Origin of the sequence: Streptococcus cristatus, from assembly GCF_019685515.1 — a bacterium.
GTDB lineage: Bacteria > Bacillota > Bacilli > Lactobacillales > Streptococcaceae > Streptococcus.
The window spans coordinates 1,229,090-1,254,840 of record NZ_JABFFN010000001.1 but is presented as its reverse complement, the minus strand read 5'-3'; the positions used below and the strand labels follow the sequence as shown (position 1 = coordinate 1,254,840).

General features: G+C 41.9%; 25 protein-coding genes and 1 pseudogene. All 26 read left to right on the top strand.

The window, feature by feature from the left end; genetic code table 11:
* Positions 1–17 precede the first annotated feature (17 nt).
* The 26 genes and pseudogenes from FOA33_RS06005 (at position 18) to FOA33_RS05880 (ending at position 25,728) form a co-directional block, all read left to right on the top strand.
* Positions 18–3,113: a DEAD/DEAH box helicase gene (locus tag FOA33_RS06005; RefSeq protein ID WP_221160979.1), complete on the top strand. Its 3,096-nt coding sequence runs from the start codon at positions 18–20 to the stop codon at positions 3,111–3,113.
* Positions 3,114–3,160: 47 nt separating this feature from the next.
* Positions 3,161–3,772 (top strand): cystathionine gamma-synthase, encoded by a 612-nt coding sequence (locus FOA33_RS06000; RefSeq protein WP_221160978.1) that lies wholly within the window; start codon positions 3,161–3,163, stop codon positions 3,770–3,772.
* 11 nt (positions 3,773–3,783) lie between these two features.
* A complete protein-coding gene (murC, locus tag FOA33_RS05995; protein WP_000048097.1) occupies positions 3,784–5,118 on the top strand; it encodes a UDP-N-acetylmuramate--L-alanine ligase in 1,335 nt (444 codons plus the stop codon).
* Positions 5,119–5,127: 9 nt separating this feature from the next.
* Entirely contained in the window at positions 5,128–5,595 is a 468-nt protein-coding gene (locus FOA33_RS05990; RefSeq protein WP_084853351.1) for a GNAT family N-acetyltransferase, read from the top strand.
* Complete coding sequence (locus tag FOA33_RS05985; protein ID WP_084868740.1) at positions 5,592–6,080, top strand: GNAT family N-acetyltransferase; 489 nt, start codon at positions 5,592–5,594, stop codon at positions 6,078–6,080. The genes FOA33_RS05990 and FOA33_RS05985 overlap by 4 nt, the downstream gene beginning before the upstream one ends.
* Positions 6,081–6,170: 90 nt before the next feature.
* Positions 6,171–7,922, top strand: coding sequence for an endolytic transglycosylase MltG (mltG, locus tag FOA33_RS05980; RefSeq protein ID WP_221160977.1), 1,752 nt, complete (start codon positions 6,171–6,173; stop codon positions 7,920–7,922).
* 61 nt (positions 7,923–7,983) lie between these two features.
* Positions 7,984–8,466 (top strand): transcription elongation factor GreA, encoded by a 483-nt coding sequence (greA, locus tag FOA33_RS05975; protein WP_000818770.1) that lies wholly within the window; start codon positions 7,984–7,986, stop codon positions 8,464–8,466.
* Between the two features lie 76 nt (positions 8,467–8,542).
* Positions 8,543–9,907, top strand: a complete 1,365-nt coding sequence (locus FOA33_RS05970; protein ID WP_057489444.1) for an amino acid permease — start codon at positions 8,543–8,545, stop codon at positions 9,905–9,907.
* A gap of 101 nt (positions 9,908–10,008) precedes the next feature.
* On the top strand, positions 10,009–10,419 hold the full coding sequence (locus FOA33_RS05965; RefSeq protein ID WP_221160976.1) for a GNAT family N-acetyltransferase: 411 nt from the start codon (positions 10,009–10,011) through the stop codon (positions 10,417–10,419).
* A gap of 59 nt (positions 10,420–10,478) precedes the next feature.
* On the top strand, positions 10,479–11,075 hold the full coding sequence (locus FOA33_RS05960) for an HAD family hydrolase (RefSeq protein ID WP_221160975.1): 597 nt from the start codon (positions 10,479–10,481) through the stop codon (positions 11,073–11,075).
* A gap of 147 nt (positions 11,076–11,222) precedes the next feature.
* A complete protein-coding gene (locus FOA33_RS05955) occupies positions 11,223–11,432 on the top strand; it encodes a helix-turn-helix transcriptional regulator (protein ID WP_001107502.1) in 210 nt (69 codons plus the stop codon).
* Positions 11,422–11,895: a DUF6773 family protein gene (locus tag FOA33_RS05950; RefSeq protein ID WP_221160974.1), complete on the top strand. Its 474-nt coding sequence runs from the start codon at positions 11,422–11,424 to the stop codon at positions 11,893–11,895. The genes FOA33_RS05955 and FOA33_RS05950 overlap by 11 nt, the downstream gene beginning before the upstream one ends.
* Positions 11,885–12,373: a DUF6773 family protein gene (locus FOA33_RS05945; protein ID WP_221160973.1), complete on the top strand. Its 489-nt coding sequence runs from the start codon at positions 11,885–11,887 to the stop codon at positions 12,371–12,373. The genes FOA33_RS05950 and FOA33_RS05945 overlap by 11 nt, the downstream gene beginning before the upstream one ends.
* A 116-nt stretch (positions 12,374–12,489) precedes the next feature.
* Positions 12,490–13,950 carry a nicotinate phosphoribosyltransferase gene (locus tag FOA33_RS05940; protein ID WP_221160972.1) on the top strand — a complete coding sequence of 487 codons (1,461 nt, stop codon included), beginning with the start codon at positions 12,490–12,492 and terminating at the stop codon, positions 13,948–13,950.
* Entirely contained in the window at positions 13,947–14,771 is an 825-nt protein-coding gene (gene nadE / locus FOA33_RS05935) for an ammonia-dependent NAD(+) synthetase (protein ID WP_221160971.1), read from the top strand. Before FOA33_RS05940 ends, nadE begins: the two co-directional genes overlap by 4 nt.
* Positions 14,772–14,879: 108 nt before the next feature.
* Positions 14,880–15,431, top strand: a complete 552-nt coding sequence (locus tag FOA33_RS05930) for a GNAT family N-acetyltransferase (protein ID WP_221160970.1) — start codon at positions 14,880–14,882, stop codon at positions 15,429–15,431.
* Positions 15,432–15,593: 162 nt separating this feature from the next.
* Positions 15,594–16,303, top strand: a pseudogene (gene ccdA2 / locus FOA33_RS05925) (thiol-disulfide oxidoreductase-associated membrane protein CcdA2).
* Positions 16,304–16,316: 13 nt separating this feature from the next.
* Entirely contained in the window at positions 16,317–16,880 is a 564-nt protein-coding gene (locus tag FOA33_RS05920) for a TlpA disulfide reductase family protein (RefSeq protein WP_221160968.1), read from the top strand.
* A gap of 9 nt (positions 16,881–16,889) precedes the next feature.
* Positions 16,890–18,002, top strand: coding sequence for a peptide-methionine (R)-S-oxide reductase MsrB (msrB, locus tag FOA33_RS05915; protein WP_221160967.1), 1,113 nt, complete (start codon positions 16,890–16,892; stop codon positions 18,000–18,002).
* A gap of 70 nt (positions 18,003–18,072) precedes the next feature.
* On the top strand, positions 18,073–18,810 hold the full coding sequence (locus FOA33_RS05910) for a response regulator transcription factor (RefSeq protein ID WP_000222606.1): 738 nt from the start codon (positions 18,073–18,075) through the stop codon (positions 18,808–18,810).
* On the top strand, positions 18,807–20,498 hold the full coding sequence (locus FOA33_RS05905; protein WP_221160966.1) for a cache domain-containing sensor histidine kinase: 1,692 nt from the start codon (positions 18,807–18,809) through the stop codon (positions 20,496–20,498). Before FOA33_RS05910 ends, FOA33_RS05905 begins: the two co-directional genes overlap by 4 nt.
* A 110-nt stretch (positions 20,499–20,608) precedes the next feature.
* Positions 20,609–21,172 carry a TIGR01440 family protein gene (locus tag FOA33_RS05900; RefSeq protein WP_221160965.1) on the top strand — a complete coding sequence of 188 codons (564 nt, stop codon included), beginning with the start codon at positions 20,609–20,611 and terminating at the stop codon, positions 21,170–21,172.
* Positions 21,173–21,227: 55 nt separating this feature from the next.
* Positions 21,228–21,755, top strand: a complete 528-nt coding sequence (locus tag FOA33_RS05895; RefSeq protein ID WP_221160964.1) for an AAA family ATPase — start codon at positions 21,228–21,230, stop codon at positions 21,753–21,755.
* A 233-nt stretch (positions 21,756–21,988) separates the two neighbouring features.
* Positions 21,989–23,707 (top strand): aminodeoxychorismate synthase component I, encoded by a 1,719-nt coding sequence (gene pabB / locus FOA33_RS05890; RefSeq protein WP_221160963.1) that lies wholly within the window; start codon positions 21,989–21,991, stop codon positions 23,705–23,707.
* 124 nt (positions 23,708–23,831) lie between these two features.
* Positions 23,832–24,791, top strand: a complete 960-nt coding sequence (locus tag FOA33_RS05885; RefSeq protein WP_000078548.1) for an ROK family glucokinase — start codon at positions 23,832–23,834, stop codon at positions 24,789–24,791.
* A 97-nt stretch (positions 24,792–24,888) separates the two neighbouring features.
* Positions 24,889–25,728: a thymidylate synthase gene (locus FOA33_RS05880; protein ID WP_084874322.1), complete on the top strand. Its 840-nt coding sequence runs from the start codon at positions 24,889–24,891 to the stop codon at positions 25,726–25,728.
* The last annotated feature ends 23 nt before the right edge of the window (positions 25,729–25,751 follow it).

The following is a 25,751-nucleotide window of genomic DNA, read 5'->3' as shown; positions in this document are numbered from 1 at the left end:
AAGATAAAGGGGTAACTATGGCTAAATTGATTCCGGGAAAGTTGCGCATGGAGGGGGTTACACTCTATGAAACAGGCAACATTGAGATTATCAAGGAAAAAGGGAATCGCCTCTATACTCGTGTGGCGGGAGAAGACTTGCGCTACAGTTTAGAGGATGATCTGGTTTTTTGTGCTTGCGATTTTTTCCAAAAAAGAGGTTACTGTGTTCACCTAGCAGCGCTCGAGCATTATCTGAAGAATGATGAAGAAGGCCAGGTGATTTTACAAGCCTTAGAAAAAGGACATGAAGAGCAAGAAGAGGTCGAAACCAAGGTTAGTTTTGGCGGTAGTTTTTTGGAGCGTATCCAACCTCAGAAGAGAGAAAAAATCTACACTTTGTCGGCTCAAGTTCAGGTAGAGGCTGGAACCAATCGCCTCCTTTGGACTCTCCGAATCGGTTTAGTTGATAGTCAAAAATATTATGTCATTCGTGACATCCCTCTCTTTTTGAAGGTTTTGGTCCATCGAAAGCCATATATGATTGGGAAACACTATGAAAATGACTTGTCTTGGGAGGCTTTTGATACAGCTAGTCAAGAAGTTCTTACTTTTTTATGTGGCTTGATTGAGGAGGGACTGAGCCAAGACCTCTTTTTCCCTAATCAAGGTCGTCACCTCTTTTTCCCTCTGACCTTTTTTGAGCAGGGGGTAGAGTTGCTGATGAACTTGGAGGATTTTCATTTTGAGCACCAGATCGATAGTTATGAAAATCTTCTCTTTCATGATTTAGATCCAGAAGCAAACCTATTCTCTTTTTCCGTGAAGGAGTATCCTGATTATTTTGAGATGGAGATTTCTGAGACTGAGCGAGTCAACGTATTCTATGGGGGAGCGGTTCTCTTTCGTAAAGGAAATGTTTATTTCTTGACCCCTAATCAGATAACTCTTTTGAAGGAACTCAAGGAGCTTCCTCAGGAGGAGAGAGGGAGAAAATGCCTCCAGTTTGACAACAGTGATCGTGATCGCCTAGCCGCCTGTTTGCCTTTGTTTGGACAGCTGGGCACAGTTTCTGCTCCTGAGCGCTTGCAAATCAGACCCTTTTCACCAATCTTTTACTTTGATAGGGAGGATGACGGTCGCATCCGCTTGGATATCCAGTTTGACTATGGAGAGGTTAAGGTGACTAGTCGCCAACAGCTGGAACAATTACCATTTTCAAGCGATGCTGTCTTGGAAAACCAGCTATTTCAAGTCTGTTTAGGGGCTGGTTTTGAGGCTGATTTTCAGTCTTGGAGACAGGCTTTGAAGCCAGAGACAGTTTATTCTTTCTTTCACCATACGATTCCAGCTTTTGAGAAGTTGGGTCAGGTTTTCTTGTCTGATGAGATAAATCAGCTCTACAGCGTCCAAGCTCCTCAGGTTCAGATTGAGTCCAAGGGAGGATTGTTGGAAATCCAATTTGATTTCCAAGGGATTGCCCAAGAAGAGATTGATCAAGCTCTTAAAGCCCTGACCAGCAATCAGGATTTCTATATCGGTTCTTCTGACCAAGTGTACTTTTTTGATGAGGAAACCAAGCAGATACGTCAAAATTTGCAGGAACTGGGGGTTGAGCTAAAAGATGGTTCTTTTCAGGCTCGGAAATCCTTAGCTTACAGTCTGTCTCAGTTGTTTGAAGGTCGAGATAGGATCTCCTTCTCAGAGGAATTTCAGCATTTAGCTCATGATTTGACCCATCCAGAGGATTTTCCTTTGGGAGATATACGGGTGCAGGCGAGTTTGAGAGACTATCAGGAAAAGGGAGTCCGTTGGCTCCAGATGCTTCATCACTATGGTTTTGGTGGCATTCTGGCAGATGATATGGGACTGGGAAAAACATTGCAAACTATCGCTTTTTTGACTAGTCAGGTGACAGAAAATAGTCGGGTCTTGATTTTAGCGCCGTCAGGTTTGATCTACAATTGGGCAGATGAATTTAGGAAATTTGCCCCACAGTTGGATTTGGCTGTCGTTCACGGTTTGAAAGCGAATCGAGAAGCAATTCTTTCTGAAAATCACCAAATCTACGTGACTAGCTATGCCACCTTTCGTCAAGATAGCGAGCTTTATCAAGAGATGGCTTTTGATTTTCTCTTTTTAGACGAAGCCCAGGTCATGAAAAATGCCCAGACTAAGATTGCTCAGAGTTTGCGCCAGTTTGTGGTGCCGGCAGTCTTTGCTTTGTCAGGTACGCCCATCGAAAATCATTTAGGAGAGTTGTGGTCTATCTTTCAAATTGTGCTTCCGGGGCTCTTACCAAGTAAAAAGGAGTTTATGAAATTACCGGCTGACCGAGTAGCGCAGTTTATCAAGCCCTTCGTCATGAGGCGTAAGAAAGAAGAAGTCCTTACAGAACTGCCTGATCTAATCGAAGTCGTCTATAAAAATGAACTGGAAGATCAGCAGAAGGCCATCTATCTAGCCCAGTTGCAACAGATGCGAGACCGCCTAGCGCAAGTGACAGATCAAGAATTCCAGAGAAGTCGGGTAGAAATCTTATCTGGTCTCATGCGTTTACGCCAGATCTGCGATACGCCAGCTCTTTTTATGGACAATTACCAAGGAGACAGTGGTAAATTGGATAGTCTCCGAGATTTATTGCTACAAGTGGCAGATGGTGGGCATCGGGTCTTGATTTTCTCTCAATTTAAAGGAATGTTGGAAAAAATCGAGCAAGAGCTCCCAAATTTGGGCTTGACTTCCTTCAAAATTACGGGTTCAACTCCTGCTCAAGACCGGCAAGAAATGACTAAAATATTTAATCAAGGGGAAAGGGATATCTTTCTCATCTCTCTTAAGGCGGGTGGTGTCGGTCTCAATCTGACAGGAGCTGACACCGTCATCCTAGTGGACCTCTGGTGGAATCCTGCTGTCGAGGCCCAGGCTATCGGACGAGCCCACCGCATGGGACAGGAGCGGAAGGTAGAGGTTTACCGTTTGATTACTAGAGGAACCATTGAAGAAAAGATTCAAGAACTCCAAGAACAGAAGAAACACCTGGTTTCCCAAGTTTTGGATGGAACGGAATCGCGTGCGAGTCTTAGTCTGGCAGAAATTCGAGAAATTTTAGGGATTTCTGAAGCCAGCACTTGAAAAATCAAGACAATACGCTATAATGAAGTGTTGAAAGGAAATACAAAATGAAACAAGATCGATTTCCACTGGTGTCAGATGATGAGATCATGCTGACTAAAATGCCAGTCATGGACTTGTACGATGAGTCAGACTTTATTAGCAATATCAAAGGTGATTACCGCGATAAGAACTATTTGGAATGGTCTCCTATCAATGAGGAACAGGCTGTAACTCCTTCGGTAGCTAGTAAGGAGTCAAAACCAGGCCCAGAACCTAAAAAAGTTGAAAAAACGTATGCTGAATTGGCTCGAGAAGAGGCGCGTGCGGATCTGAAGAAGAAACGTTCGGCCAAGTATTTGACTCAGGATGTTAGTCATACTAGACGACACAATGGTTCAACACTTGTTCGTCAAGGAAACCAACCAACAGCACCATTTCAAAAGGAAAATCCAGGTGAGCTTGCCAAGTTTAGCAAAAACTTGAGCCAGTCCCACTATATTCTAGCCGAGGAGGCTGACCAGGTAGTAACTCCAACTCCGAAATCTCAAACGGAAAAGGCTAAAAAGAACAACTATGATTTTCTAAAGAAGAGTCAAATCTATAATAAAAAGAATAAGCAAACAGAACAGGAACGTCAGGTTGCCCAAGAGTTGAATCTGACAAGAATTACTGAGTAAGGGAGAAAAGCATGTCAAAAACATATCATTTTATTGGAATCAAGGGATCAGGGATGAGTGCCTTAGCCTTGATGTTGCATCAAATGGGACACAAGGTTCAAGGTTCAGACGTTGAAAAATACTACTTTACTCAACGTGGACTAGAGCAGGCAGGAATTACGATTCTTCCTTTTGATGAAAAGAACCTGCAAGGGGATCTTGAAATTATTGCTGGAAATGCCTTTCGTCCAGATAACAATGTTGAAATCGCCTATGCCGACAAAAATGGTATCAGCTACAAACGTTACCATGAATTCCTAGGTAGCTTTATGCGTGACTTTGTCAGCATGGGGGTTGCAGGAGCGCATGGTAAGACATCAACGACTGGGATGCTGTCTCACGTTTTGTCTCACATCACAGACACTAGCTTCTTGATTGGGGATGGAACGGGTCGAGGTTCTGAAAATGCCAAGTATTTTGTTTTTGAATCTGACGAATATGAGCGTCATTTCATGCCTTACCACCCAGAATACTCTATCATCACCAATATTGACTTTGACCATCCAGATTACTTTACTAGTCTAGAGGATGTTTTCAACGCCTTTAATGACTATGCCAAACAAATCACGAAGGGTTTATTCGTCTACGGTGAGGATGCTGAGTTGCGTAAGATTACAGCCAATGCTCCAATCTATTACTATGGCTTTGATGCTGAGGGAAATGACTTTGTAGCCAGTGACCTTCTACGTTCTACAACTGGTTCGACCTTCACAGTTCATTTCCGAGGACAAGAGTTGGGTCAATTCCACATTCCAACCTTTGGTCGTCACAATATTATGAATGCGACAGCCGTTATTGGTTTACTTTATACAGCAGGGTTTGACTTGAACTTGGTACGTGAACACTTGAAAACATTTGCTGGTGTCAAGCGTCGTTTCACTGAAAAGGTTGTCAATGGTACCATTATTATTGATGATTTCGCCCACCATCCAACGGAAATCATTGCGACCTTAGATGCGGCTCGTCAGAAATACCCAAGCAAGGAAATTGTTGCAATCTTCCAACCACACACTTTTACTAGAACCATTGCCCTATTAGACGACTTTGCTAAAGCTTTGAGCCAGGCAGATGCTGTTTACTTGGCGAAAATCTATGGATCAGCCCGTGAGGTGGACCATGGTGACGTCAAGGTAGAAGACTTAGCAGATAAAATTAAGAAGAAAAGCCAAGTCATCACAGTTGAAAATGTATCACCACTCCTTGAGCATGATAATGCAGTCTATGTCTTTATGGGAGCAGGAGATATCCAAACCTATGAGTACTCATTTGAACGTCTCTTGTCTAATTTGACAAGTAACGTCCAATAAGAAAAAAGAATGGAAATTCCAATCACCATAGGACGGGCTACTTTATCGGATTTAGAAGAAATTGTAGCAATTGAAGAATCTTGTTTATCCTCAGAAGAAATAGTGAGCTACGAATTTTTGGAAGAGAGTATCCGTAAGATTGCGGATACCTTTCTTGTAGCTAGAGATGAAAACCAGCTCGTGGGCTATGTTTTAGGAGAGTCTCAGTCTCTTCATCCCACATGGATAGAAATAAGATCATTTGCTATTCATCCTGACCATCGCGGGCAAGGCTTGGGGACTCTTCTTCTTGCTAGTTTGAAACAAGTGGCAGTGGAAGGAGGGTATGAGTATCTTCGCTTGACTTGTCCTGATGACTTGCTCTCTTATTTTGAGATGAATGGCTTTGTTGAGGAAGAAGTGCCAGAAACTTCATACGCAAGATTTTCGGGATGGAATCTGATTTGGGCCAATCCTTTTTATCAGGAGGAAGTATGAAAATCAGACAAGCAAGATTTTCGGATTTAGATCAAATTTTAGAGATAGAGCTGGAGAATTTTTCCCTTGAAGAAGCCATTCCTCGTTCGGTCTTTGAGGCGCACTTACGTGAAATTCAGACCAGTTTTCTCGTAGCTGAAAAGGAGGGACGTATCCTTGGGTATATCGAAGGTCCAGTCGTCCCACATCGTCATCTACAAGATCAGTCCTTTACAGAAGAGATAAAAGACTATAGCCATCGACCTGGAGGCTATATCTCTGTGACCTGTCTCTCCATAGCTAAGGAGGCACAAGCCTTGGGCGTGGGGAAAAGACTGTTAAGGGCTCTGAAAGAAGTCGCTTTAGAACATGAACGAGAAGGTATCAATTTGACCTGTCATGACTATCTCATCCCTTATTATGAAAAAAATGGCTTTGTTAACGAGGGGGTATCCCAGTCAAGCTTTGCGGGTGAAAGTTGGTATGATATGGTTTGGCAACCTTAAAAAATGAGAATCATAGCTATAGAAAGGGATGTTTTGTTGCTTTTCTGTAACTTTTAAGATATAATATTATGGATTGTCAACAAGGAGGTAATGCTTTTGACTGAAAAATCAAGAGAAGAAGAAAAATTAAGCTTTAAAGAGCAGATTCTACGTGATTTAGAGAGAGTAAAAGAACAAGATAGAAAAGAGAAAGAAGTAGACATTCCAAATCTGACAGCTTCATCATCTCAAGCTAGTTCAGTAACTCCTGCAAATCCTGAATCTGATGCTTCAACAGAAGAGTTGATGGCTGATTCCCTATCTGTTGTCGATAAAATTCTAAAGAATGCGCCGAGTGTTCCTCCACTTTCGAGTGATGAAGCTGATAAAACGGATGAAAAAGAAGAGAAAGAGATTAGACAGCCTGTCATTGACAAGATTGAAGTTGTAGAATCTGAAGAACCTCTAGTAGAACCGATTCATCCAGCTGAAGAACCTGTAGTGGAGTCCGTTCAACCTAAGGTGGAACCAGTTGAACTTGAACCTGAAGAAAAAGAATTTAACGATACTCCGACCAAGATAGATGTGACTTATAAGACAGAAGAGGCCAATACATCAGTTGCTTCTTCTGAGAATAAAGCTGAAGCGCTAGTTTCAACTGGATCCTCAGACAGATTAACGGAGGAATCACGTCGTAACCGTCGTCGTAAAGGCAAAAAACCAACCAAGAAAAAGAAGAAATCAAAGGCCAAAGGTTTCCTAGTAACCTTTTTAGTCCTAGTGGTGCTTGTGGCTGCTGGTGGATACTTTGGATACGGTTACGTTCAAAACTCTTTGAAACCTGTTGATGCGAGCTCTAAGGAGTATATGACAGTTCAAATTCCAGAAGGATCAAATGTGCAACAAATTGGGAGCACTTTGGAAAAATCTGGTTTGGTCAAACATGGACTTATCTTTAGTATTTATGCTAAGTATAAGGGTTCAGACTTGAAGTCAGGTTATTACAATTTGAAGAAGAGCATGAGTACGGATGATTTGATCCAAGAATTGCAAAAAGGTGGAACTCCTGAACCTCAAGAACCAGTGCTTGCGAACTTAACGATTCCGGAAGGTTATACCTTAGAGCAAATTGCTCAGACAGTAGGTCAACTCCAAGGTGATTTTAAAGAACCTCTTACAGCGGATGCTTTCCTGGCAAAAGCTCAAGATGAAACCTTCATCTCCCAACTAGTAGCCAAGTATCCAAACCTTCTTGGAAGTCTTCCAACAAAAGACAGTGGCGTTCGTTATCGCCTTGAAGGTTACCTTTTCCCAGCAACCTACACTATCAAAGACAGCACTACGGTTGAAAGCTTGATTGATGATATGTTAGCAGCTATGGACAAGGCCATGTCACCGTACTACACTACGATAAAAGAAAAGAATCTGACAGTTAATGAATTGCTCAGTATTGCTTCTCTTGTCGAAAAAGAAGGTGCTAAGACCGAAGATCGTAAATTGATTGCGGGAGTCTTCTATAACCGCTTGAATCTTGGTATGCCACTTCAAAGCAACATTGCTATCTTGTATGCTGAAGGGAAACTTGGCCAAAAGATTAGCTTAGCCGATGATACTGCAATTGATACTACGATTGATTCACCTTACAATGTTTACACGCACCTTGGCCTCATGCCTGGACCGGTTGATAGCCCAAGTTCGGATGCGATTGAAGCAAGTGTAAACCAGACAAAGAGTGAGTACTTGTACTTTGTAGCCAATGTTGAAGACGGTAAAGTGTACTTTGCAACGACAAAAGAAGAGCATGACCAAAACGTTGCAGAACATATCAATAGTAAATTAACGCAATCAAGTAGTTCAAACTAAAATTATGTGGTTTTCCACATAATTTTGTTTTAAAAAAGTAATAGAAAAGAAAGTTGAAAAAATGGCAGAAAAAACTTACCCAATGACCCTTGAAGAAAAGAAAAAGTTAGAAAAAGAATTAGAAGAATTGAAACTCGTTCGTCGTCCTGAAGTCGTAGAGCGTATCAAAATTGCTCGTTCGTACGGGGATCTTTCAGAAAATAGCGAGTACGAAGCAGCTAAGGATGAACAAGCTTTTGTTGAAGGACAAATTTCAAGTCTGGAAACAAAAATTCGCTATGCTGAAATTGTTAATAGCGATGCAGTTGCCCAAGATGAGGTAGCTATCGGTAAGACCGTAACCATCCAAGAAATCGGTGAAGAGGAAGAGGAAGTCTACATCATCGTCGGTTCTGCAGGTGCGGATGCTTTCGCTGGGAAGGTATCAAATGAAAGTCCGATTGGACAAGCTTTGATCGGCAAAAAAACAGGCGATATTGTTACGATTGAGACACCTGTTGGTAGTTACGATGTCAAAATTTTAAAGGTTGAAAAAACAGCCTAAATAGAATGAAAACGGAGTAGTGGAGGTCTTGACTTGCTCAACTCCTTTTTGATTTTTTGAATAAATAGGAGACTATATGAGTTCAAATAAGAAAAAAAATAAAATGGAGCGTGGTTTAACCAATCGCCATGTTCAGGTGATGGCCATTGCGGGGACAATCGGAACAGGACTTTTCCTAGGTGCTGGTCGTTCTATCAGCCTTACTGGACCTTCTATCATCCTGATTTACATGATTACAGGAGCCTTTATGTTTTTGATGATGAGGGCTGTTGGGGAGATGCTATATCAGGATCCAGAACAACATACTTTTATCAACTTTATCACCCGTCATTTGGGGAAAGGCTGGGGGTATTTCTCGGTTTGGTCTTATTGGTTGTCTGTTGTCTTTATCGGTATGGCAGAAATCACTGCGATTTCGCATTATGTTCAGTTTTGGTTTCCTTCTTGGCCTAGTTGGTTGATTCAGATTGTTTTTTTAACGATTTTGGCCTTGGTCAATCTGATTGCGGTTAAGCTCTTTGGAGAAGTCGAGTTTTGGTTTGCTATGGTTAAGATTGTGGCTATTTTAGCTATGATTGCAACAGGAGTCTTTATGGTCTTGACAGGATTTGAAACACCATATGGTGCTGCAAGTCTGGCAAATATCAGCAATCAATTCTCTCTTTTCCCAAATGGAGTCATGAACTTTGTTATGGCCTTTCAAATGGTATTTTTTGCCTATCTGATGATTGAATTTATCGGAGTGACAACTTCTGAAACGAAGAATCCTCGTCAGGTTTTGCCAAAAGCAGTTAAGGAAATTCCTCTCCGAATTGTCTTCTTCTATGGTGGTGCTCTATTAGCCATTATGTCTATTATTCCCTGGAGAGAACTTGCTTCTTCAGATTCACCATTTGTAACGGTTTTTGAGCTGGCAGGTATCAAGTGGGCGGCAGCTCTGATTAACTTCGTTGTTTTGACGTCGGCAGCATCGGCTCTTAATTCAACCCTCTATTCAACAGGACGACACCTCTACCAGATTGCCCATGATTCACCCAATCGCTTCCTAAAAGCGATCAAGGCAGATACTCTCTCTCGCCATAATGTTCCACAAAATGCCATCATCGCTTCAGCAATCTTAATTGCTCTAGCTGCTTTTATCAATGTGTTGCCAGGTGTTTCCGATGCCTTTGCTTTGATTACGGCGTCTTCATCAGGTGTTTACATCGCGATTTATATCTTGATCATGGTGGCTCATCTCAAATACCGCAAGTCACAAGACTTCATGGCGGATGGCTACCTCATGCCCCATTACCGTTTTCTAAATCCTTTAACCATGCTCTTCTTTATCTTTGTCTTTGTAACCCTCTTTTTACAAGAATCTACTTTTATGGGAGCAATTGGTTCAGCTATCTGGATTATCGGTTTCGGAATTTATAGCCAGTGGAAATTTAGAAAATAACTCATGAACTCATCAACTCAGCTTGGTGAGTTTTTTTCTAGTTTGACAGTCTATTGAAATAAGATTATAATCAAGCTGTAGCAGTTTATTAGGAGGTTTGGATGCACGTTAGATTGGAAAATAAGGCGTCCCAGAAAGCGCAAGAAATAGGAAATTTGATTCGTACTTATAATCGTTCCAAAAGAGAAGAGGCTGAAAGCGAGCTCCTGAACCTTTATGTTGAAGACGAAAAGGGCAATCTCCTGGCAGGCTTAGTAGCAGAGACTTTCGGAAATTGGCTGGAAATCGAATATTTGTTTGTGAGAGAGGAATTGCGAGGACAGGGAATCGGTTCAAAACTATTGCAACAGGCAGAAAGTGAAGCTAAGAATCGAAACTGTCGTTTTGCTTTCGTCAATACTTACCAGTTTCAAGCGCCAGATTTTTATAAAAGGTATGGCTACAAGGAAGTCTTTACCTTGAAAGACTATCCCTATACAGGACAAAGATACTATTACCAAAAGGATTTGTAAGCTAAATATGAAAGTATAAATCAAAGAGGAAATCTTCACATCACTATGGAGGTGGGCTAATGGATATCATACTAGATATGGGCAACGTTTTATTAGAATGGAACAAAGATAAGATTTTGCAAGGTGTTTCGGATACGAAGGAAGAATATTTGGTTTTAGATAAGGCCATTTTTCAGTCGGGGCTTTGGGAAAGATTAGATCTTGGAACCATGACGAGAGAAGAGTTGGTGCTTAAAGTTGTGTCAATGATTGGCAGGACCTATCAAAAGAAGGTCGAAGAAGTTATCTGGAACTGGCCTAGCTACATTGACATTTATAGGGAAGTCTTTCCTGTCTTGTCAGAACTAAAGAAAAAGGGGCATCGCATCTTTGTCTTGTCCAATACCTCAAAGGTATTTTATGACTTGCTGGAAGAGCAACTATCTCCCTTAAAAGAACTTTTAGATGGCTTTGTCTTATCCTGTGATATAAAAGCTATAAAGCCTGATTTGGTAATGTTTAAGGAGATTCTCGATAAATACCAGCTAGATCCTACAAATTGTGTCTTTCTAGACGATATTGAGGACAATACAAACGTAGCTCAGAACTTGGGCATCAAGGCCCATCAGGTCAAGAAAAGAAGTGATGTCGTTGATATTTTGAAATCCTATATTTAAAGGCAACGCTCTCTATTTTTTGTAGTAGAGAGTTTTTTTGTTAATAAAATCTTACAAAATGACATTTATATATTGCATTAAGTTAGATATATGGTATAATGTTTTTAAAAGAAGCGCAACTTTTTAAGAATGTGAAGGAGGACGCTAGTGGCTAAAAATTTAAAGTTAAAATTAGCTCGGGTGGAGCGTGATTTAACACAAGGGGATTTGGCAGAAGCTGTGGGCGTTACTAGGCAGACTATAGGCTTGATTGAAGCTGGGAAATACAATCCGAGTCTCTCCCTTTGCCAGTCCATTTGCAGATGCTTAGGCAAAACTTTAGATCAATTATTTTGGGAGGAAGAAGATGAAAAATAGAAAGAAACTTGTGATCAAAGATGAACGTACGGAAAAATTGGATGGAAAGATTTCAGAAGAAATTCTCCTAGGAATGTGCCTATTTTTGGCACTGGAAATTTTTGCCAAAGTTTATATTTTCAATTTAACACTTTTGTCCTATTTACCAGAATTACTTTTATTGATTGGAGTCGGTTTGTATGCCATTATTCGTCGCATGTATGTTGGAATTGATATTCGAGATATTGTTGAGAATACTGGAAAAGAAAGAATTTTATCTGCTTTGGGATTTTCTATAGTGGTTTTATTGATTGATATCGTAGGCAATCGTGAGGAACTGGTCAATTTATTGACTTGGAAGTACTCCCTAAAAGTGGTTCTAGCAGTTATCATCTATCTCGTTGGGAGTTATTCTATGGATAGAGTTATCCTATACTTGAATCGCAGAAATCAGCAAGTTTGGGAGGAAGAAGATGAAAAATAGATTTTTTTATTATCAATTACTAGACGAAAGAGAAGAACAACTGATGAATAAAGCTGGGACAGAGTCTTTTTATGTGTTTATCGGGCTCATTCTACTAAGTTATTTGGTGGCAGTATTAGCGCCTGCTCTTTTTAATCCTGATATTCTTCTGGTTACCCTTTTGTTAGGAATTTTATTCTTTTTCAATCGTGCACGACATCTTGGAGTGACCTACTATAGTCGTTTTCATTTTACGATTGGAGGGTGTTTGCTGGTAACTCTAGCTATTACGACTCTTTTGATGTTGCAGAATTATCAATTCAACATAGAAATTTATCAGCATAATCCTTTGAACGTTAAATACTTATCTGCTTGGGTGCTTACTTATCTGATTTACCTTCCTTGGGTTTTTATCGGTAATCTCGGCCTTAAAAGTTATGGCGAATGGGCTCAAAAAAAGTTTGAGCAAGATATGGATGAACTGGAGAATAGAGAATAGCTTGTTAGCTTTTTATCAATCTCGGTAAAATGTGTTATAATAGTACTGATTTATCGGATGGTGTGAAAGTGGTAGAATACGTTCATACCTTTATAAAGAAGGAAGAAGGAAAACAGATGTATCCAGATGATAGTTTGACATTGCACACGGACTTGTACCAAATCAATATGATGCAAGTTTACTTTGACCAAGGGATTCACAATAAGAAGGCGGTCTTTGAAGTTTATTTCCGCCAGCAACCTTTTCAGAATGGTTATGCAGTTTTTGCTGGTTTGGAAAGAATTGTGAACTATCTTAAAGACTTGCGTTTTTCAGATAGCGATATTGCCTACTTGGAGTCGCTTGGCTATCATGGGGCGTTCTTAGACTACCTCCGCAATCTCAAGTTGGAGTTGACGGTTCGTTCTGCCCAGGAAGGGGACTTGGTTTTTGCTAATGAGCCGATTGTGCAGGTTGAAGGCCCTCTTGCCCAATGTCAATTGGTCGAAACGGCTCTCTTAAACATCGTTAACTTTCAAACCTTGATAGCGACTAAGGCAGCACGTATTCGTTCGGTTATCGAAGATGAACCTTTGATGGAGTTCGGGACACGTCGTGCGCAAGAAATGGATGCAGCTATCTGGGGAACACGCGCAGCGGTGATTGGTGGCGCCAATGGAACCAGCAACGTGCGTGCTGGTAAACTCTTTGACATTCCTGTCTTGGGTACTCATGCTCATGCCTTGGTACAGGTTTATGGAAACGACTATGAAGCCTTCAAGGCTTATGCGGCGACCCATCGTGATTGTGTCTTTCTTGTGGATACCTATGACACTCTTCGTATCGGTGTACCAGCTGCTATTCAGGTGGCGCGTGAGCTGGGTGACCAGATTAACTTTATGGGTGTGCGGATTGACTCTGGGGATATTGCCTACATTTCCAAGAAAGTCCGTCAACAACTGGACGAGGCTGGCTTTACAGAAGCTAAGATCTATGCTTCTAATGATTTGGATGAAAATACTATTCTCAACCTCAAGATGCAAAAGGCCAAGATTGATGTCTGGGGTGTGGGAACCAAGCTGATTACAGCCTATGATCAGCCAGCTCTTGGGGCAGTTTATAAGATTGTAGCTATCGAAGATGAGAATGGTCGTATGCGCAATACCATCAAACTGTCTAATAATGCTGAAAAAGTGTCAACGCCAGGTAAGAAACAGGTGTGGCGCATTACCAGTCGTGAAAAAGGCAAGTCAGAAGGTGACTACATCACCTATGATGGTGTTGATGTGAGTGGCATGACTGAAATCAAGATGTTCCATCCGACTTATACATACATCAAGAAGACCGTTCGTAATTTTGATGCCGTTCCTCTCTTAGTGGATATCTTTAAAGAAGGAAAATTGGTTTACAATTTGCCTAATTTGACTGAGATTCAGTCCTATGCTCGCAAAGAATTTGACAAGCTTTGGGATGAGTATAAACGGGTTCTCAATCCACAACATTACCCAGTAGACTTGGCGCGTGACATTTGGCAAGATAAGATGGACTTGATTGATAAGATGCGCAAAGAAGCCCTTGGTGAAGGAGAAGAAGAATGAGTTTGCAAGAGACCATTATCCAGCAACTGGGTGTCAAGCCAGTGATTGACGCTCAGGAAGAAATCCGTCGTTCGATTGATTTCTTAAAGAGATACTTGAAAAAACACCCCTTCCTTAAAACTTTTGTACTAGGGATTTCTGGAGGACAAGACTCAACCTTAGCAGGGCGCTTGGCGCAATTAGCTATGGAAGAAATGCGAGCAGAGACAGGAGATGACAGTTACCAATTTATCGCTGTCCGCCTGCCCTATGGCGTGCAAGCTGATGAAGCGGATGCTCAAAAAGCCCTCGCTTTCATCCAACCAGATGTCAGCTTGGTTGTGAATATTAAGGAATCAGCTGATGCCATGACAGCTGCAGTTGAAGCGACAGGAAGTCCTGTTTCAGACTTTAACAAGGGCAATATTAAAGCTCGTAGTCGTATGATTGCCCAATATGCCCTTGCGGGTGCCCATAGCGGAGCGGTCATTGGAACAGACCATGCTGCGGAAAATATCACAGGATTCTTTACTAAGTTTGGTGACGGTGGTGCAGACATTCTCCCTCTTTACCGCCTCAATAAACGCCAAGGAAAACAACTTTTGAAGGAACTTGGTGCAGACCCAGCACTTTATGAAAAAATCCCAACAGCAGATTTGGAAGAAGAAAAACCAGGTATTGCAGACGAAGTCGCACTTGGAGTCACTTACAATGAAATTGATGACTACCTCGAAGGAAAAACAATCAGCCCAGAAGCCCAAGCGACTATTGAAAACTGGTGGTACAAAGGCCAACACAAACGCCACCTACCCATCACCGTATTTGATGACTTTTGGGAGTGAAAACCTCCAGTGGAGGTTTTCAGCCTCTCACCTTGAAATAAGAAAGTGAGAGAAGGTCCGGGGGACCTTTTTAGCTTGAGCCTTAAGCTTAGAAAGCGAGGTAACATTATGGAAGCAATCGGTACGCAAACGATACAGACAGATCGTTTGATTTTGAGAAGATTCGTGGAGAGTGATGCGGAAGCCATGTTTCAAAATTGGGCTTCGTCTGCTAAGAATCTGACCTATGTCACCTGGGAACCTCATCTTGATGTTGAGGTGACTCGGAACTCGATTCGAAATTGGGTTGCATCCTATCCCAATCCCAACTATTACAAATGGGCCATTTGTCTCAAAGAAAATCCTGAGCAAGTGATAGGAGATATCAGCATCGTTGAGATGAATGAGAAAGATTCAAGTTGTGAAATTGGATATATTTTAGGAAAAAACTATTGGGGTCGTGGTATGATGACGGAAGCCTTGAGAGCTGTGTTAGACTTTTGTTTTACTCAAGCAGGCTTTCAAAAGGTCAGAGCTCGTTACGCCAGTCTTAACCCAGCTTCAGGCCGTGTGATGGAGAAGGCTGGAATGTCCTATCTAAAAACTATTGCCAATGGTGTGGAGAGAAAAGACTACGTTTCGGACCTTATTTATTACCAGATAAGTAGGGAAGACAGGTGATTTCTTTTCTGTTTCTATCAAAGTCAGACCTTGTCTGGCTTTTTTTGTGCCAGATTTCTGAATAAACTGATTAAATTCCTATTTTTTCCTATCATTGTCCCTGTTTTTTCTTAGAGTTGGGAATTATAATAGACTTATCAAATCAAAGAATGGAGGAAGGCAATGGACAATGTATTCTTTTTTATCAGTGTTTTTCTTGCTGGAATTCTTTCCTTCTTTTCTCCTTGTATCTTACCCTTGTTACCGGTCTATGCAGGGGTCTTGTTGGATGACAAAGATGGTGCTCAGGCTTCTAGCGGAAAAATTTCAATCTCACTTGTTAGTTTATTGCGAACTTTGGCTTTTATAGCGGGGATTTCTTTTATCTTTATCTTACTGGGTTATGGAGCTGGTTTTTTAGGCAATTTGCTGTATGCTTCTTGGTTTCAGTATGTGACAGGTGCAGTTATCATTCTCTTGGGCTTACACCAGATGGAAGTCTTACATTTGCAGGGACTCTACAAGGAAAGAAGGCTACAATTAAAGAGACAGGGGCAAAAGGGTAACGGCTATAGTCAGGCATTTTTACTGGGGTTGACCTTTAGTTTTGCTTGGACGCCATGTGTAGGGCCGGTTCTGGGGTCTGTTTTGGCCTTAGCGGCTTCAGGTGGCTCAGGTGCTTGGCAGGGAGCTGGTCTCATGTTGGTTTACACACTGGGTTTGGCGCTACCATTTTTGGTTCTAGCTCTCGCCTCCAGCTATGTTTTAAAACATTTTCGAAAACTCCATCCTTATCTCGGAACCCTCAAAAAAGTGGGTGGTTTCCTCATTATCCTGATGGGAATCTTGGTGCTTTTGGGAATGCTTCCATTTTGACTACATTATTTGAATAGAGAGGAAAAAGAAATGAAAAAATGGCAAACATGTCTCCTTGGAGTAGGCTCCATCTGTTGCTTGGCAGCCTGTTCGGCTAAAAACATGTCAGACGAATCAACTATGAAGGAGCAAACCAAAACAGAACAAGTTGGTGCGCAAACTGCGACTAAAGGTCAGGCAGTCGCTGATTTTGAACTAACAGGAGTAGATGGTAAGACCTATCGTTTATCTGACTACAAAGGCAAGAAAGTCTATCTTAAATTCTGGGCTTCTTGGTGTTCCATCTGTCTAGCCAGCCTTCCAGATACGGACGAAATTGCTAAGGATGCTGGTGATGACTACGTGGTCTTGACAGTGGTGTCTCCTAGTCACAAGGGAGAACAATCTGAAGCTGACTTTAAGAACTGGTACAAGGAATTGGATTATAAAAATTTTCCAGTTTTAATTGATCCGTCAGGCAAACTTTTGGAAAGTTATGGTGTTCGTTCTTACCCCACTCAAGCCTTTATAGACAAGGAAGGCAAGCTGGTCAAAACGCAACCAGGTTTTATGGATAAGGATATGATTTTAAAGATATTGAAAGAAATGGGGTAGAGAAAAGTCATGAATGATAAAGTAAAATTGTTTGTCTTGGCAGGGGTCATTCTCCTAGCCCTAACCGGTTTCTATTTTCTATTGACGCGAAATGCAGGGCAGACAGATAGCTCGCAAATTGAGAAAGCGTCAGTTAGCCAAGGAGGAAAAACAGTGAAAAAAACAGAGATTAGCAAAGACGCAGACTTGCACGAAATTTATCTAGCTGGGGGATGTTTCTGGGGAGTGGAGGAATACTTCTCACGCGTGCCTGGAGTGACAGATGCCGTTTCAGGCTATGCAAATGGTAGAGGGGAAACAACCAAGTACGAATTGATTAACCAAACAGGACATGCAGAGACTGTCCATGTCACCTATGACGCCAATCAAATTTCCCTCAAAGAAATCCTGCTTCATTACTTCCGCATTATCAATCCAACCAGCAAAAATAAACAAGGAAATGATGTGGGAACCCAGTACCGTACTGGTGTTTATTACACAGATGAAAAGGATTTGGAAGTAATCAATCAAGTCTTTGATGAAGTGGCTAAGAAATACGACCAACCTCTGGCAGTTGAAAAGGAGACCTTGAAGAATTTTGTGGTGGCTGAGGATTACCACCAAGACTATCTTAAGAAAAATCCAAATGGCTACTGTCATATCAATGTCAATCAGGCGGCCTACCCCGTCATCGATGCCAGCAAATATCCTAAGCCAAGTGATGAGGAATTGAAAAAGAACTTGTCACCTGAGGAGTATGCCGTTACCCAGAAAAATCAAACAGAACGAGCTTTTTCAAACCGCTATTGGGATAAATTTGAATCCGGTATCTATGTGGATGTGGCAACTGGCGAACCTCTCTTTTCATCAAAGGACAAGTTTGAGTCTGGTTGTGGCTGGCCTAGTTTCACCCAACCCATCAGCCCAGATGTTGCTACCTACAAGGAAGATAAGTCCTACAATATGACGCGCATGGAAGTGCGGAGCAGAGTTGGAGATTCTCACCTTGGCCATGTCTTTACAGATGGGCCTCAGGACAAGGGTGGCTTACGCTACTGTATCAATAGTCTCTCTATCCGCTTTATTCCCAAAAACCAAATGGCAGAAAAAGGCTATGCCTATTTACTAGATTATGTTGATTAAGAAGGCTTTCCTAAGCAGTTAGAGGAAAATTTTGCTATACTGATACTAGTAAGTGACAAAGGAGCAGAGCATGACCTACACAATCTTAATCGTAGAAGATGAATATCTGGTAAGACAAGGCTTGACCAAACTGGTCAATGTAGCAGCCTACGATATGGAAATCATCGGTCAGGCTGAAAATGGAAGACAGGCTTGGGACTTGATTCAAAAGCAGGTACCAGACATCATTTTAACCGATATCAACATGCCTCAGCTAAATGGCATCCAGTTGGCCAGTCTGGTACGAGAAACCTATCCACAAGTTCATTTGGTCTTTTTGACAGGTTACGATGATTTTGATTATGCCTTGTCTGCTGTCAAACTAGGTGTGGACGACTACCTGCTCAAACCCTTTTCTCGTCAGGATATTGAGGAAATGTTAGGGAAAATCAAGCAAAAACTAGACAAGGAAGAAAAGGAAGAGCAGTTACAAGATTTATTGACTGATAAGTTTGAGGGAAATATTGCTCAGAAGATCCAGTCTCATCTGGCTGATAGTCAATTTAGTTTAAAGTCTTTAGCCAGTGAATTGGGCTTTAGTCCGACTTATTTGAGTTCCTTGATTAAGAAAGAGTTGGGCCTGCCTTTTCAGGATTACCTGGTGCGAGAGCGTGTCAAACAAGCCAAGCTCTTGCTTCTGACCACGGATTTAAAGATTTATCAGATAGCCGAAAAGGTTGGTTTTGAAGATATGAACTACTTTACTCAACGTTTTAAACAGATTGCAGGTGTGACACCTCGCCAGTTTAAGAAGGGAGAAGGCCGATGAAGCGTTCTTCTCTCCTAGTCAGAATGGTTATTTCCATCTTTCTGGTCTTTCTCATTCTACTAGCTGTGGTTGGGACTTTCTACTATCAATCTAGTTCATCAGCCATTGAGGCTACTATCGAGGGCAATAGCCAAACGACTATCAGTCAAACTAGCCACTTTATCCAGTCTTATATCAAAAAATTAGAAACAACCTCGACCAGTTTGACCCAGCAGACGGATGTCTTTTCCTATGCTGAGAATCCCAGTCAAGACAAGGTCGAGGAAATCCGAGATCTATTTTTGACCATCTTAAAGGCAGACCAGGACTTGAAAACGGTGGTACTGGTCACCAAATCCGGTCAGGTTATTTCTACAGATGATAGTGTGCAGATGAAAACTTCCTCAGATATGATGGCTGAGGATTGGTACCAAAAGGCCATTCATCAGGGGGCTAAGCCAGTTTTAACCCCAGCTCGTAAATCAGACAGCCAGTGGGTCATTTCTGTCACTCAGGAACTTGTTGATGCAAAGGGAGCTAATTTGGGCGTGCTTCGTTTGGATATTTCTTATGAAACACTGGAAGCCTATCTCAACCAACTCCAGTTGGGCCAGCAAGGCTTTGCCTTTATCATCAATGAAAAGCATGAATTTGTTTACCATCCGCAACACACAGTTTATAGTTCATCTAGCGAAATGGAGGCCATGAAACCCTATATTGAGACAGGGCAGGGTTATACTCCAGATCACCAATCCTATGTGAGTCAGGAAAAGATTGCAGGAACTGATTGGACGGTTATAGGCGTGTCTTCACTGGAGAAGTTAGATCAGGTTCGGAGTCAACTCATGTGGACCTTGCTTGCTGCTAGTGCCTTATCTCTTCTTGCCTGTCTCTGCTTGGTGTGGTTCAGTCTCAAACGCTGGATTGCGCCTTTGAAGGACCTGAGAGAAACCATGCTGGAAATTGCTTCTGGTGGTCAGAATCTGCGTGCCAAGGAAACTGGTGCCCATGAACTGAGAGAAGTGACTCGCCAGTTCAATGCTATGTTGGATCAGATTGATCAGTTGATGGCAGATGTTCGCAGGCAGGAAGAAACGACCCGTCAGTATGAACTTCAAGCCTTGTCAAGTCAGATCAATCCGCATTTTCTCTATAATACTTTGGACACTATCATCTGGATGGCTGAATTTCAGGATAGTCAGCGAGTGGTTCAGGTGACCAAGTCCTTGGCAACCTATTTCCGCTTGGCGCTCAATCAAGGAAAGGACTTGATTTGCCTGTCTGATGAAATCAATCATGTCCGCCAGTACCTCTTTATCCAGAAACAACGTTATGGGGATAAGCTGGAGTATGAAATTGCTGAAGATCCTGACTTTGATAATTTAGTCTTGCCTAAACTGGTGCTACAACCCCTTGTAGAAAATGCCCTTTATCACGGCATCAAGGAGAAAGATGGACAGGGACATATTAAAGTTTCCGTCCAGAAAAAGGATTCAGGGCTTGTCATCTGCATTGAGGATGATGGTGTTGGTTTCCAAGCTACTAGCGATAGTAGTCAAAGTCAGCTCAAACGTGGGGGAGTTGGCCTTCAAAATGTTGACCAACGACTCAAACTTCATTTTGGAGACAACTATCAGATGAAGATTGATTCTGTACCTTCAAAAGGGACGACGGTTGAAATATACATAAATGGAATAGAAACAAGTTAGCTCCCAGTTTATTCTGGGAGTTTTGCTTTTAAAAATCAGAATGACTAGTCCGCCTTGATAAAATCATTAAAAAAAGATATGATAGTAGGAGAAAAATGAGGTTAAGAGTGATGGACAAAAGTAGAATTAAAACAGAAACACAGCAGGTAATTGAAGATGTTTTGGAAAAGGCTGGATTGCGTGAAGGAAGCCTCTTTGTCCTAGGTCTATCCTCTAGCGAAGTTTTAGGCGGCCATATAGGCAAGGAATCCAGCCAAGAAATTGGGGAAATCATTGTGAAAACCATCCTAGATATCCTAGAGGAAAAAGGAATTCATCTAGCTGTTCAAGGTTGTGAACATGTCAATCGTGCACTCGTTGTTGAACGTCTGGTGGCAGAGCAGTTTGGTCTGGAAATCGTCAGTGTCCTTCCTACACTTCATGCAGGAGGTTCGGGTCAGTTGGCAGCCTTCAAGTTTATGAAGGACCCTGTTGAAGTGGAGTTCATCACGGCTCTTGCAGGAATTGATATCGGAGATACTGCAATTGGCATGCATGTCAAACATGTGCAGGTTCCGATTCGACCAGTTTTGCGTGAGATTGGCCATGCCCATGTAACGGCTCTAGCTAGCCGTCCAAAACTCATCGGTGGTGCGCGTGCGCAGTATCCTGAAGACTTCATAAGAAAGTCATAAGTGGGCTGAAAGTTATCGTAAGTTAGAGATATTTCAAGTATGTAGAGGTATAAGGTTGGAAAATTGTGTTTATATTATTTCAGGTCCCCCAGGCGTTGGAAAGAGCACTGTCAGCAAAGAGTTGGCCCATTCTTTTGACAAAAGTGCAGTTATAGAGGGGGATATGATTTACTTAATGATAAAAAGTGGTCTCGTAGCTCCTTGGGAAGATGATGGATTTTATATGGATTTGTTCTGGGATAATATCATCAGTCTGACCAATAATTTCTTGGATCGTGGCGTTACTGTCGTGATAGAGTATGTCATATTTGAAGATCAACTGAAGAAAATTGCAGCCTTCTTAAAAGAAAAACGAATTAAGCTAAAATATTGTGTCCTAATGGCTCAAGAAGAAACCTTGAAAGATAGGGATTCTTCTCGAAAAGAAATTGAGAGAACGGGCGATTTATCAATCCAAGCAAGAAATGAGTTTCTAGCTAAAAATAGTGAGAAACATCATTTTCTATTCACGGATGATTTAGATGTCAAGGAAACGGTAAACATCATTAAAACTTCAAATCAATTTTTAATTTCTGAACAGTAAAAGACAGGGAGAGTAAGGGTATAGAAACCAAGACTCTCTCTGTTTTTGTTGTTGTATTTTTGTGTAAAGTGCTCCAAATAAGACCAGTTTTTACAAGAAGAAGTGGCGCCGTCTGATGGAGAATTGCCAAAAGTAGAAAAAAGCAACTTAGAGAAGATTTTCCGTTATAGAAATCAGTAAACAAAGCTGGATTTAGCTGTTCTAGGTCGGCTTTTTTGTGCTATACTTAAGATATGCATAGAAAAACAGTGATTGATTTTAGGGCTTTGAGGGAGAGATACATCTTTACCCAGCCGATCAAAGAGTTAAAAACGAGAGATTTAGCAGAAGTGGCAGACTTGCTGGCACAAGTGGAAAGCTACCAAGAGCAAGGCTACTATGTAGTGGGCTATGTCAGCTACGAGGCTGCACCTGCTTTTGAGGAGAAACTAGCAGTTCATAAAGCTCCTTTACTGGCAGAGTATCTGCTATATTTTACGGTTCATGATAGCGTAGAAACATCGCCTATTCCTCTGACTTATGAGGAAGTAGATTTGCCTTCAAAGTGGCAGGAAGAAACATCTGCAGAGAACTATGAAAAGGCTATTGCCCAGATCCACCATCATTTGCGTCAGGGGGACACCTACCAGGTCAACTACACTGTCCAACTCAAGCAAGACTTAAATGCTAATCCTTTTGCTATCTACAATCGCATGGTGGTAGAGCAGGAGGCGGGATACAATGCCTATGTTGAGCATGACGATATGGCAGTGATTTCCATGAGTCCAGAGCTCTTTTTTGAGCAAAATGACCGGGAATTAACGACTCGCCCGATGAAAGGAACAACCCAGCGGGGAGTGACTGACCAAGAAGACCTTGCCCAAGCTAGCTGGTTGAAGCAGGATCCTAAAAATCGCTCTGAAAACATGATGATTGTGGATCTCTTGCGCAACGATATGAACCGTATTTCTGAAGTTGGAAGTGAGCATGTGGAGCATCTTTGCCACGTGGAACAGTATTCAACTGTTTGGCAGATGACTTCGACCATCAAGAGTCAGTTACGACCGGATGTTGACCTAGTTGAAATCTTCCGTTCGCTCTTTCCTTGTGGTTCCATAACGGGTGCACCCAAAATTGCGACCATGGAAATCATCAAGAACTTGGAGCCTCAACCCAGAGGAGTTTACTGCGGAACGATTGGTCTCTTGCTTCCAAATGGACGACGGATTTTCAATGTCGCCATTCGGACCATTCAACTGCATCAAGGGAAAGCCATCTATGGGGTTGGCGGAGGGATTACTTGGGATAGTACTTGGGAATCTGAATACCGAGAAGTTCATCAAAAAGCGGCTGTACTCTATCGTAAACAAGCTCGTTTCAAACTGATTACAACTGGGAAAATCAGCCAGAAAAACTTGTTGTTTGAAGATCAACATCTGGAAAGACTGACAAAGGCGAGTCGTTATTTTGCCTATCCTTTTGATCCAGAAGAACTGAGACAAAAGATAGAGGAAGAGTGTCGAGCTTGTGCTTCCCACCAAGACTACCGTATGCGAATCATCCTCAGCAAATCTGGAGAGATAGAACTCAGTCGTCAAGTATTAACACCCCTTAGTCCAAAGTTCTGTCAGGCTAAACTCTGCCTGCAAGAAGTAGATTTGAATCAATTCTTTACCTACTTCAAAACCACCCACAGACCGCACTTAAGTCTAGGGAAACAAGAAATCATCTATCACACTACTGATGGAACACTGCTTGAAACCTCTATTGGAAATCTAGTCTTAAAAATTAATGGTAAACTCTACACACCGCCTATTAGACTTGGAATTTTGCCAGGAATTTACCGTCAGTATTTGCTGGAAACAGGACAGGTAGAGGAAAAAGTCTTGACTGTGCTAGACTTGAATCACGCGGAGGCTATCTATGGCTGTAACGCAGTCAGAGGCTTGTATGAGTTGGAATTCGAATCTTAAGAAATTGTAGCTTAGGCAAATGAAATGATAGAAATTAACAATAAAATCACGCAAACCTTTGCATAAAGCTGATGATTCTGTTATACTATATCTGTAAGCATTTTCAATTAAAAAGGAGAAGACGATGAGTCAAAAGATTATTGGGATTGACCTTGGTGGAACATCTATCAAGTTCGCAATTTTAACTCAAGAGGGAGAAATCCAAGAAAAATGGTCTATTAAGACCAATATTTTGGACGAAGGAAGCCATATTGTAGATGATATGATTGAGTCTATTCAGCATCGTTTGGACTTGCTTGGATTGTCAGCTACGGATTTCCGAGGGATTGGAATGGGATCACCTGGTGTGGTTGATCGTGAAAAAGGGACTGTTATCGGTGCCTACAACCTAAACTGGAAAACCCTTCAACCGATTAAAGAAAAGATTGAAAAAGCCTTGGGCATTCCATTCTTCATAGATAATGATGCCAACGTAGCTGCTCTTGGTGAGCGCTGGATGGGCGCTGGTGACAACCAACCAGACGTTGTCTTTATGACACTTGGTACAGGTGTTGGTGGCGGTATCGTGGCAGAAGGCAAATTGCTTCACGGTGTTGCTGGTGCGGCAGGAGAGCTTGGTCATATCACTGTTGACTTTGACCAACCAATCGCATGTACCTGTGGTAAAAAAGGCTGTCTTGAGACAGTTGCTTCAGCAACAGGGATTGTCAACCTGACTCGTCGTTATGCAGATGAATACGAAGGTGATGCAGCCTTGAAACGCTTGATTGACGATGGGGAAGAAGTAACTGCTAAAACTGTCTTTGACCTCGCAAAAGAAGGGGACGATCTTGCCTTGATCGTTTACCGTAACTTCTCGCGTTACTTGGGAATCGCTTGTGCCAATATCGGCTCAATCCTCAATCCTTCAACAATCGTTATCGGTGGTGGGGTGTCAGCTGCGGGAGAATTCCTTCTACAAGGCGTGCAAAAGGTTTATGATGAAAATACCTTCCCACAAGTACGCACATCCACTAAATTGGCTCTTGCAACTCTAGGAAATGACGCTGGAGTTATCGGAGCAGCATCACTTGTATTGCAGTAAAATAAAAAAGGAGAAAATTGCTTTCTAGAAGCGAGTGATTTTCCTCCTTTCTTTTTTTATGCTATACTAGTTAGGACAATAAATGAGGTGAGAGTAAATGACAAAAGCAGATACGATTTTTAAAGAAAATATAGAACGAATTCTTAAGGAAGGTGTCTTTTCTGAGCAGGCACGTCCTAAGTACAAAGATGGAACTGTTGCCAATTCCAAGTACATAACGGGTGCCTTTGCCGAGTATGATTTATCTAAGGGGGAATTTCCCATCACAACCTTGCGTCCCATTGCAATCAAATCCGCTATCAAGGAAGTACTCTGGATCTACCAAGATCAGTCTAATAGCCTAGAAGTGCTGAATAGCAAGTACAATGTTCACTACTGGAATGACTGGGAAGTGGGAGATACGGGAACCATTGGTGAACGCTACGGTGCGGTCGTTAAGAAACACGATATCATTAATAAGATTCTCAAGCAGTTGGAAGCCAATCCCTGGAACCGTCGCAATATCATCTCACTCTGGGATTACCAAGCATTTGAGGAGACAGACGGCCTCCTTCCATGCGCCTTTCAGACCATGTTTGATGTCCGTCGCGTTGATGGGGAAATCTATCTGGATGCGACCTTGACTCAGCGTTCGAATGACATGTTGGTGGCCCACCACATTAACGCTATGCAGTACGTAGCTCTTCAGATGATGATTGCCAAGCATTTCGGCTGGAAGGTTGGGAAGTTCTTCTACTTTATAAATAACCTTCATATCTATGATAATCAGTTTGAACAAGCAGAGGAATTGCTCCGTCGTGAGCCGTCAAACTGCCAACCTCGTTTAGTCTTAAATGTGCCAGATAAGACTAATTTCTTTGATATCAAAGCCGAAGACTTTGAGTTGGTCGACTATGATCCAGTCAAGCCGCAACTGAAGTTTGATTTGGCTATTTAAAAAAATAAAAAGAAGTTGAGAAA

Bases quoted from the DNA above. Each gene is read 5' to 3' on its own strand.
- FOA33_RS06005 (WP_221160979.1), top strand. From the start codon at position 18: ATGGCTAAATTGATTCCGGGAAAGTTGCGCATGGAGGGGGTTACACTC.
- FOA33_RS06000 (WP_221160978.1), top strand. From the start codon at position 3,161: ATGAAACAAGATCGATTTCCACTGGTGTCAGATGATGAGATCATGCTG.
- murC (WP_000048097.1), top strand. From the start codon at position 3,784: ATGTCAAAAACATATCATTTTATTGGAATCAAGGGATCAGGGATGAGT.
- FOA33_RS05990 (WP_084853351.1), top strand. From the start codon at position 5,128: ATGGAAATTCCAATCACCATAGGACGGGCTACTTTATCGGATTTAGAA.
- FOA33_RS05985 (WP_084868740.1), top strand. From the start codon at position 5,592: ATGAAAATCAGACAAGCAAGATTTTCGGATTTAGATCAAATTTTAGAG.
- mltG (WP_221160977.1), top strand. From the start codon at position 6,171: ATGCTTTTGACTGAAAAATCAAGAGAAGAAGAAAAATTAAGCTTTAAA.
- greA (WP_000818770.1), top strand. From the start codon at position 7,984: ATGGCAGAAAAAACTTACCCAATGACCCTTGAAGAAAAGAAAAAGTTA.
- FOA33_RS05970 (WP_057489444.1), top strand. From the start codon at position 8,543: ATGAGTTCAAATAAGAAAAAAAATAAAATGGAGCGTGGTTTAACCAAT.
- FOA33_RS05965 (WP_221160976.1), top strand. From the start codon at position 10,009: ATGCACGTTAGATTGGAAAATAAGGCGTCCCAGAAAGCGCAAGAAATA.
- FOA33_RS05960 (WP_221160975.1), top strand. From the start codon at position 10,479: ATGGATATCATACTAGATATGGGCAACGTTTTATTAGAATGGAACAAA.
- FOA33_RS05950 (WP_221160974.1), top strand. From the start codon at position 11,422: ATGAAAAATAGAAAGAAACTTGTGATCAAAGATGAACGTACGGAAAAA.
- FOA33_RS05945 (WP_221160973.1), top strand. From the start codon at position 11,885: ATGAAAAATAGATTTTTTTATTATCAATTACTAGACGAAAGAGAAGAA.
- FOA33_RS05940 (WP_221160972.1), top strand. From the start codon at position 12,490: ATGTATCCAGATGATAGTTTGACATTGCACACGGACTTGTACCAAATC.
- nadE (WP_221160971.1), top strand. From the start codon at position 13,947: ATGAGTTTGCAAGAGACCATTATCCAGCAACTGGGTGTCAAGCCAGTG.
- FOA33_RS05930 (WP_221160970.1), top strand. From the start codon at position 14,880: ATGGAAGCAATCGGTACGCAAACGATACAGACAGATCGTTTGATTTTG.
- FOA33_RS05920 (WP_221160968.1), top strand. From the start codon at position 16,317: ATGAAAAAATGGCAAACATGTCTCCTTGGAGTAGGCTCCATCTGTTGC.
- msrB (WP_221160967.1), top strand. From the start codon at position 16,890: ATGAATGATAAAGTAAAATTGTTTGTCTTGGCAGGGGTCATTCTCCTA.
- FOA33_RS05910 (WP_000222606.1), top strand. From the start codon at position 18,073: ATGACCTACACAATCTTAATCGTAGAAGATGAATATCTGGTAAGACAA.
- FOA33_RS05905 (WP_221160966.1), top strand. From the start codon at position 18,807: ATGAAGCGTTCTTCTCTCCTAGTCAGAATGGTTATTTCCATCTTTCTG.
- FOA33_RS05900 (WP_221160965.1), top strand. From the start codon at position 20,609: ATGGACAAAAGTAGAATTAAAACAGAAACACAGCAGGTAATTGAAGAT.
- pabB (WP_221160963.1), top strand. From the start codon at position 21,989: ATGCATAGAAAAACAGTGATTGATTTTAGGGCTTTGAGGGAGAGATAC.
- FOA33_RS05885 (WP_000078548.1), top strand. From the start codon at position 23,832: ATGAGTCAAAAGATTATTGGGATTGACCTTGGTGGAACATCTATCAAG.
- FOA33_RS05880 (WP_084874322.1), top strand. From the start codon at position 24,889: ATGACAAAAGCAGATACGATTTTTAAAGAAAATATAGAACGAATTCTT.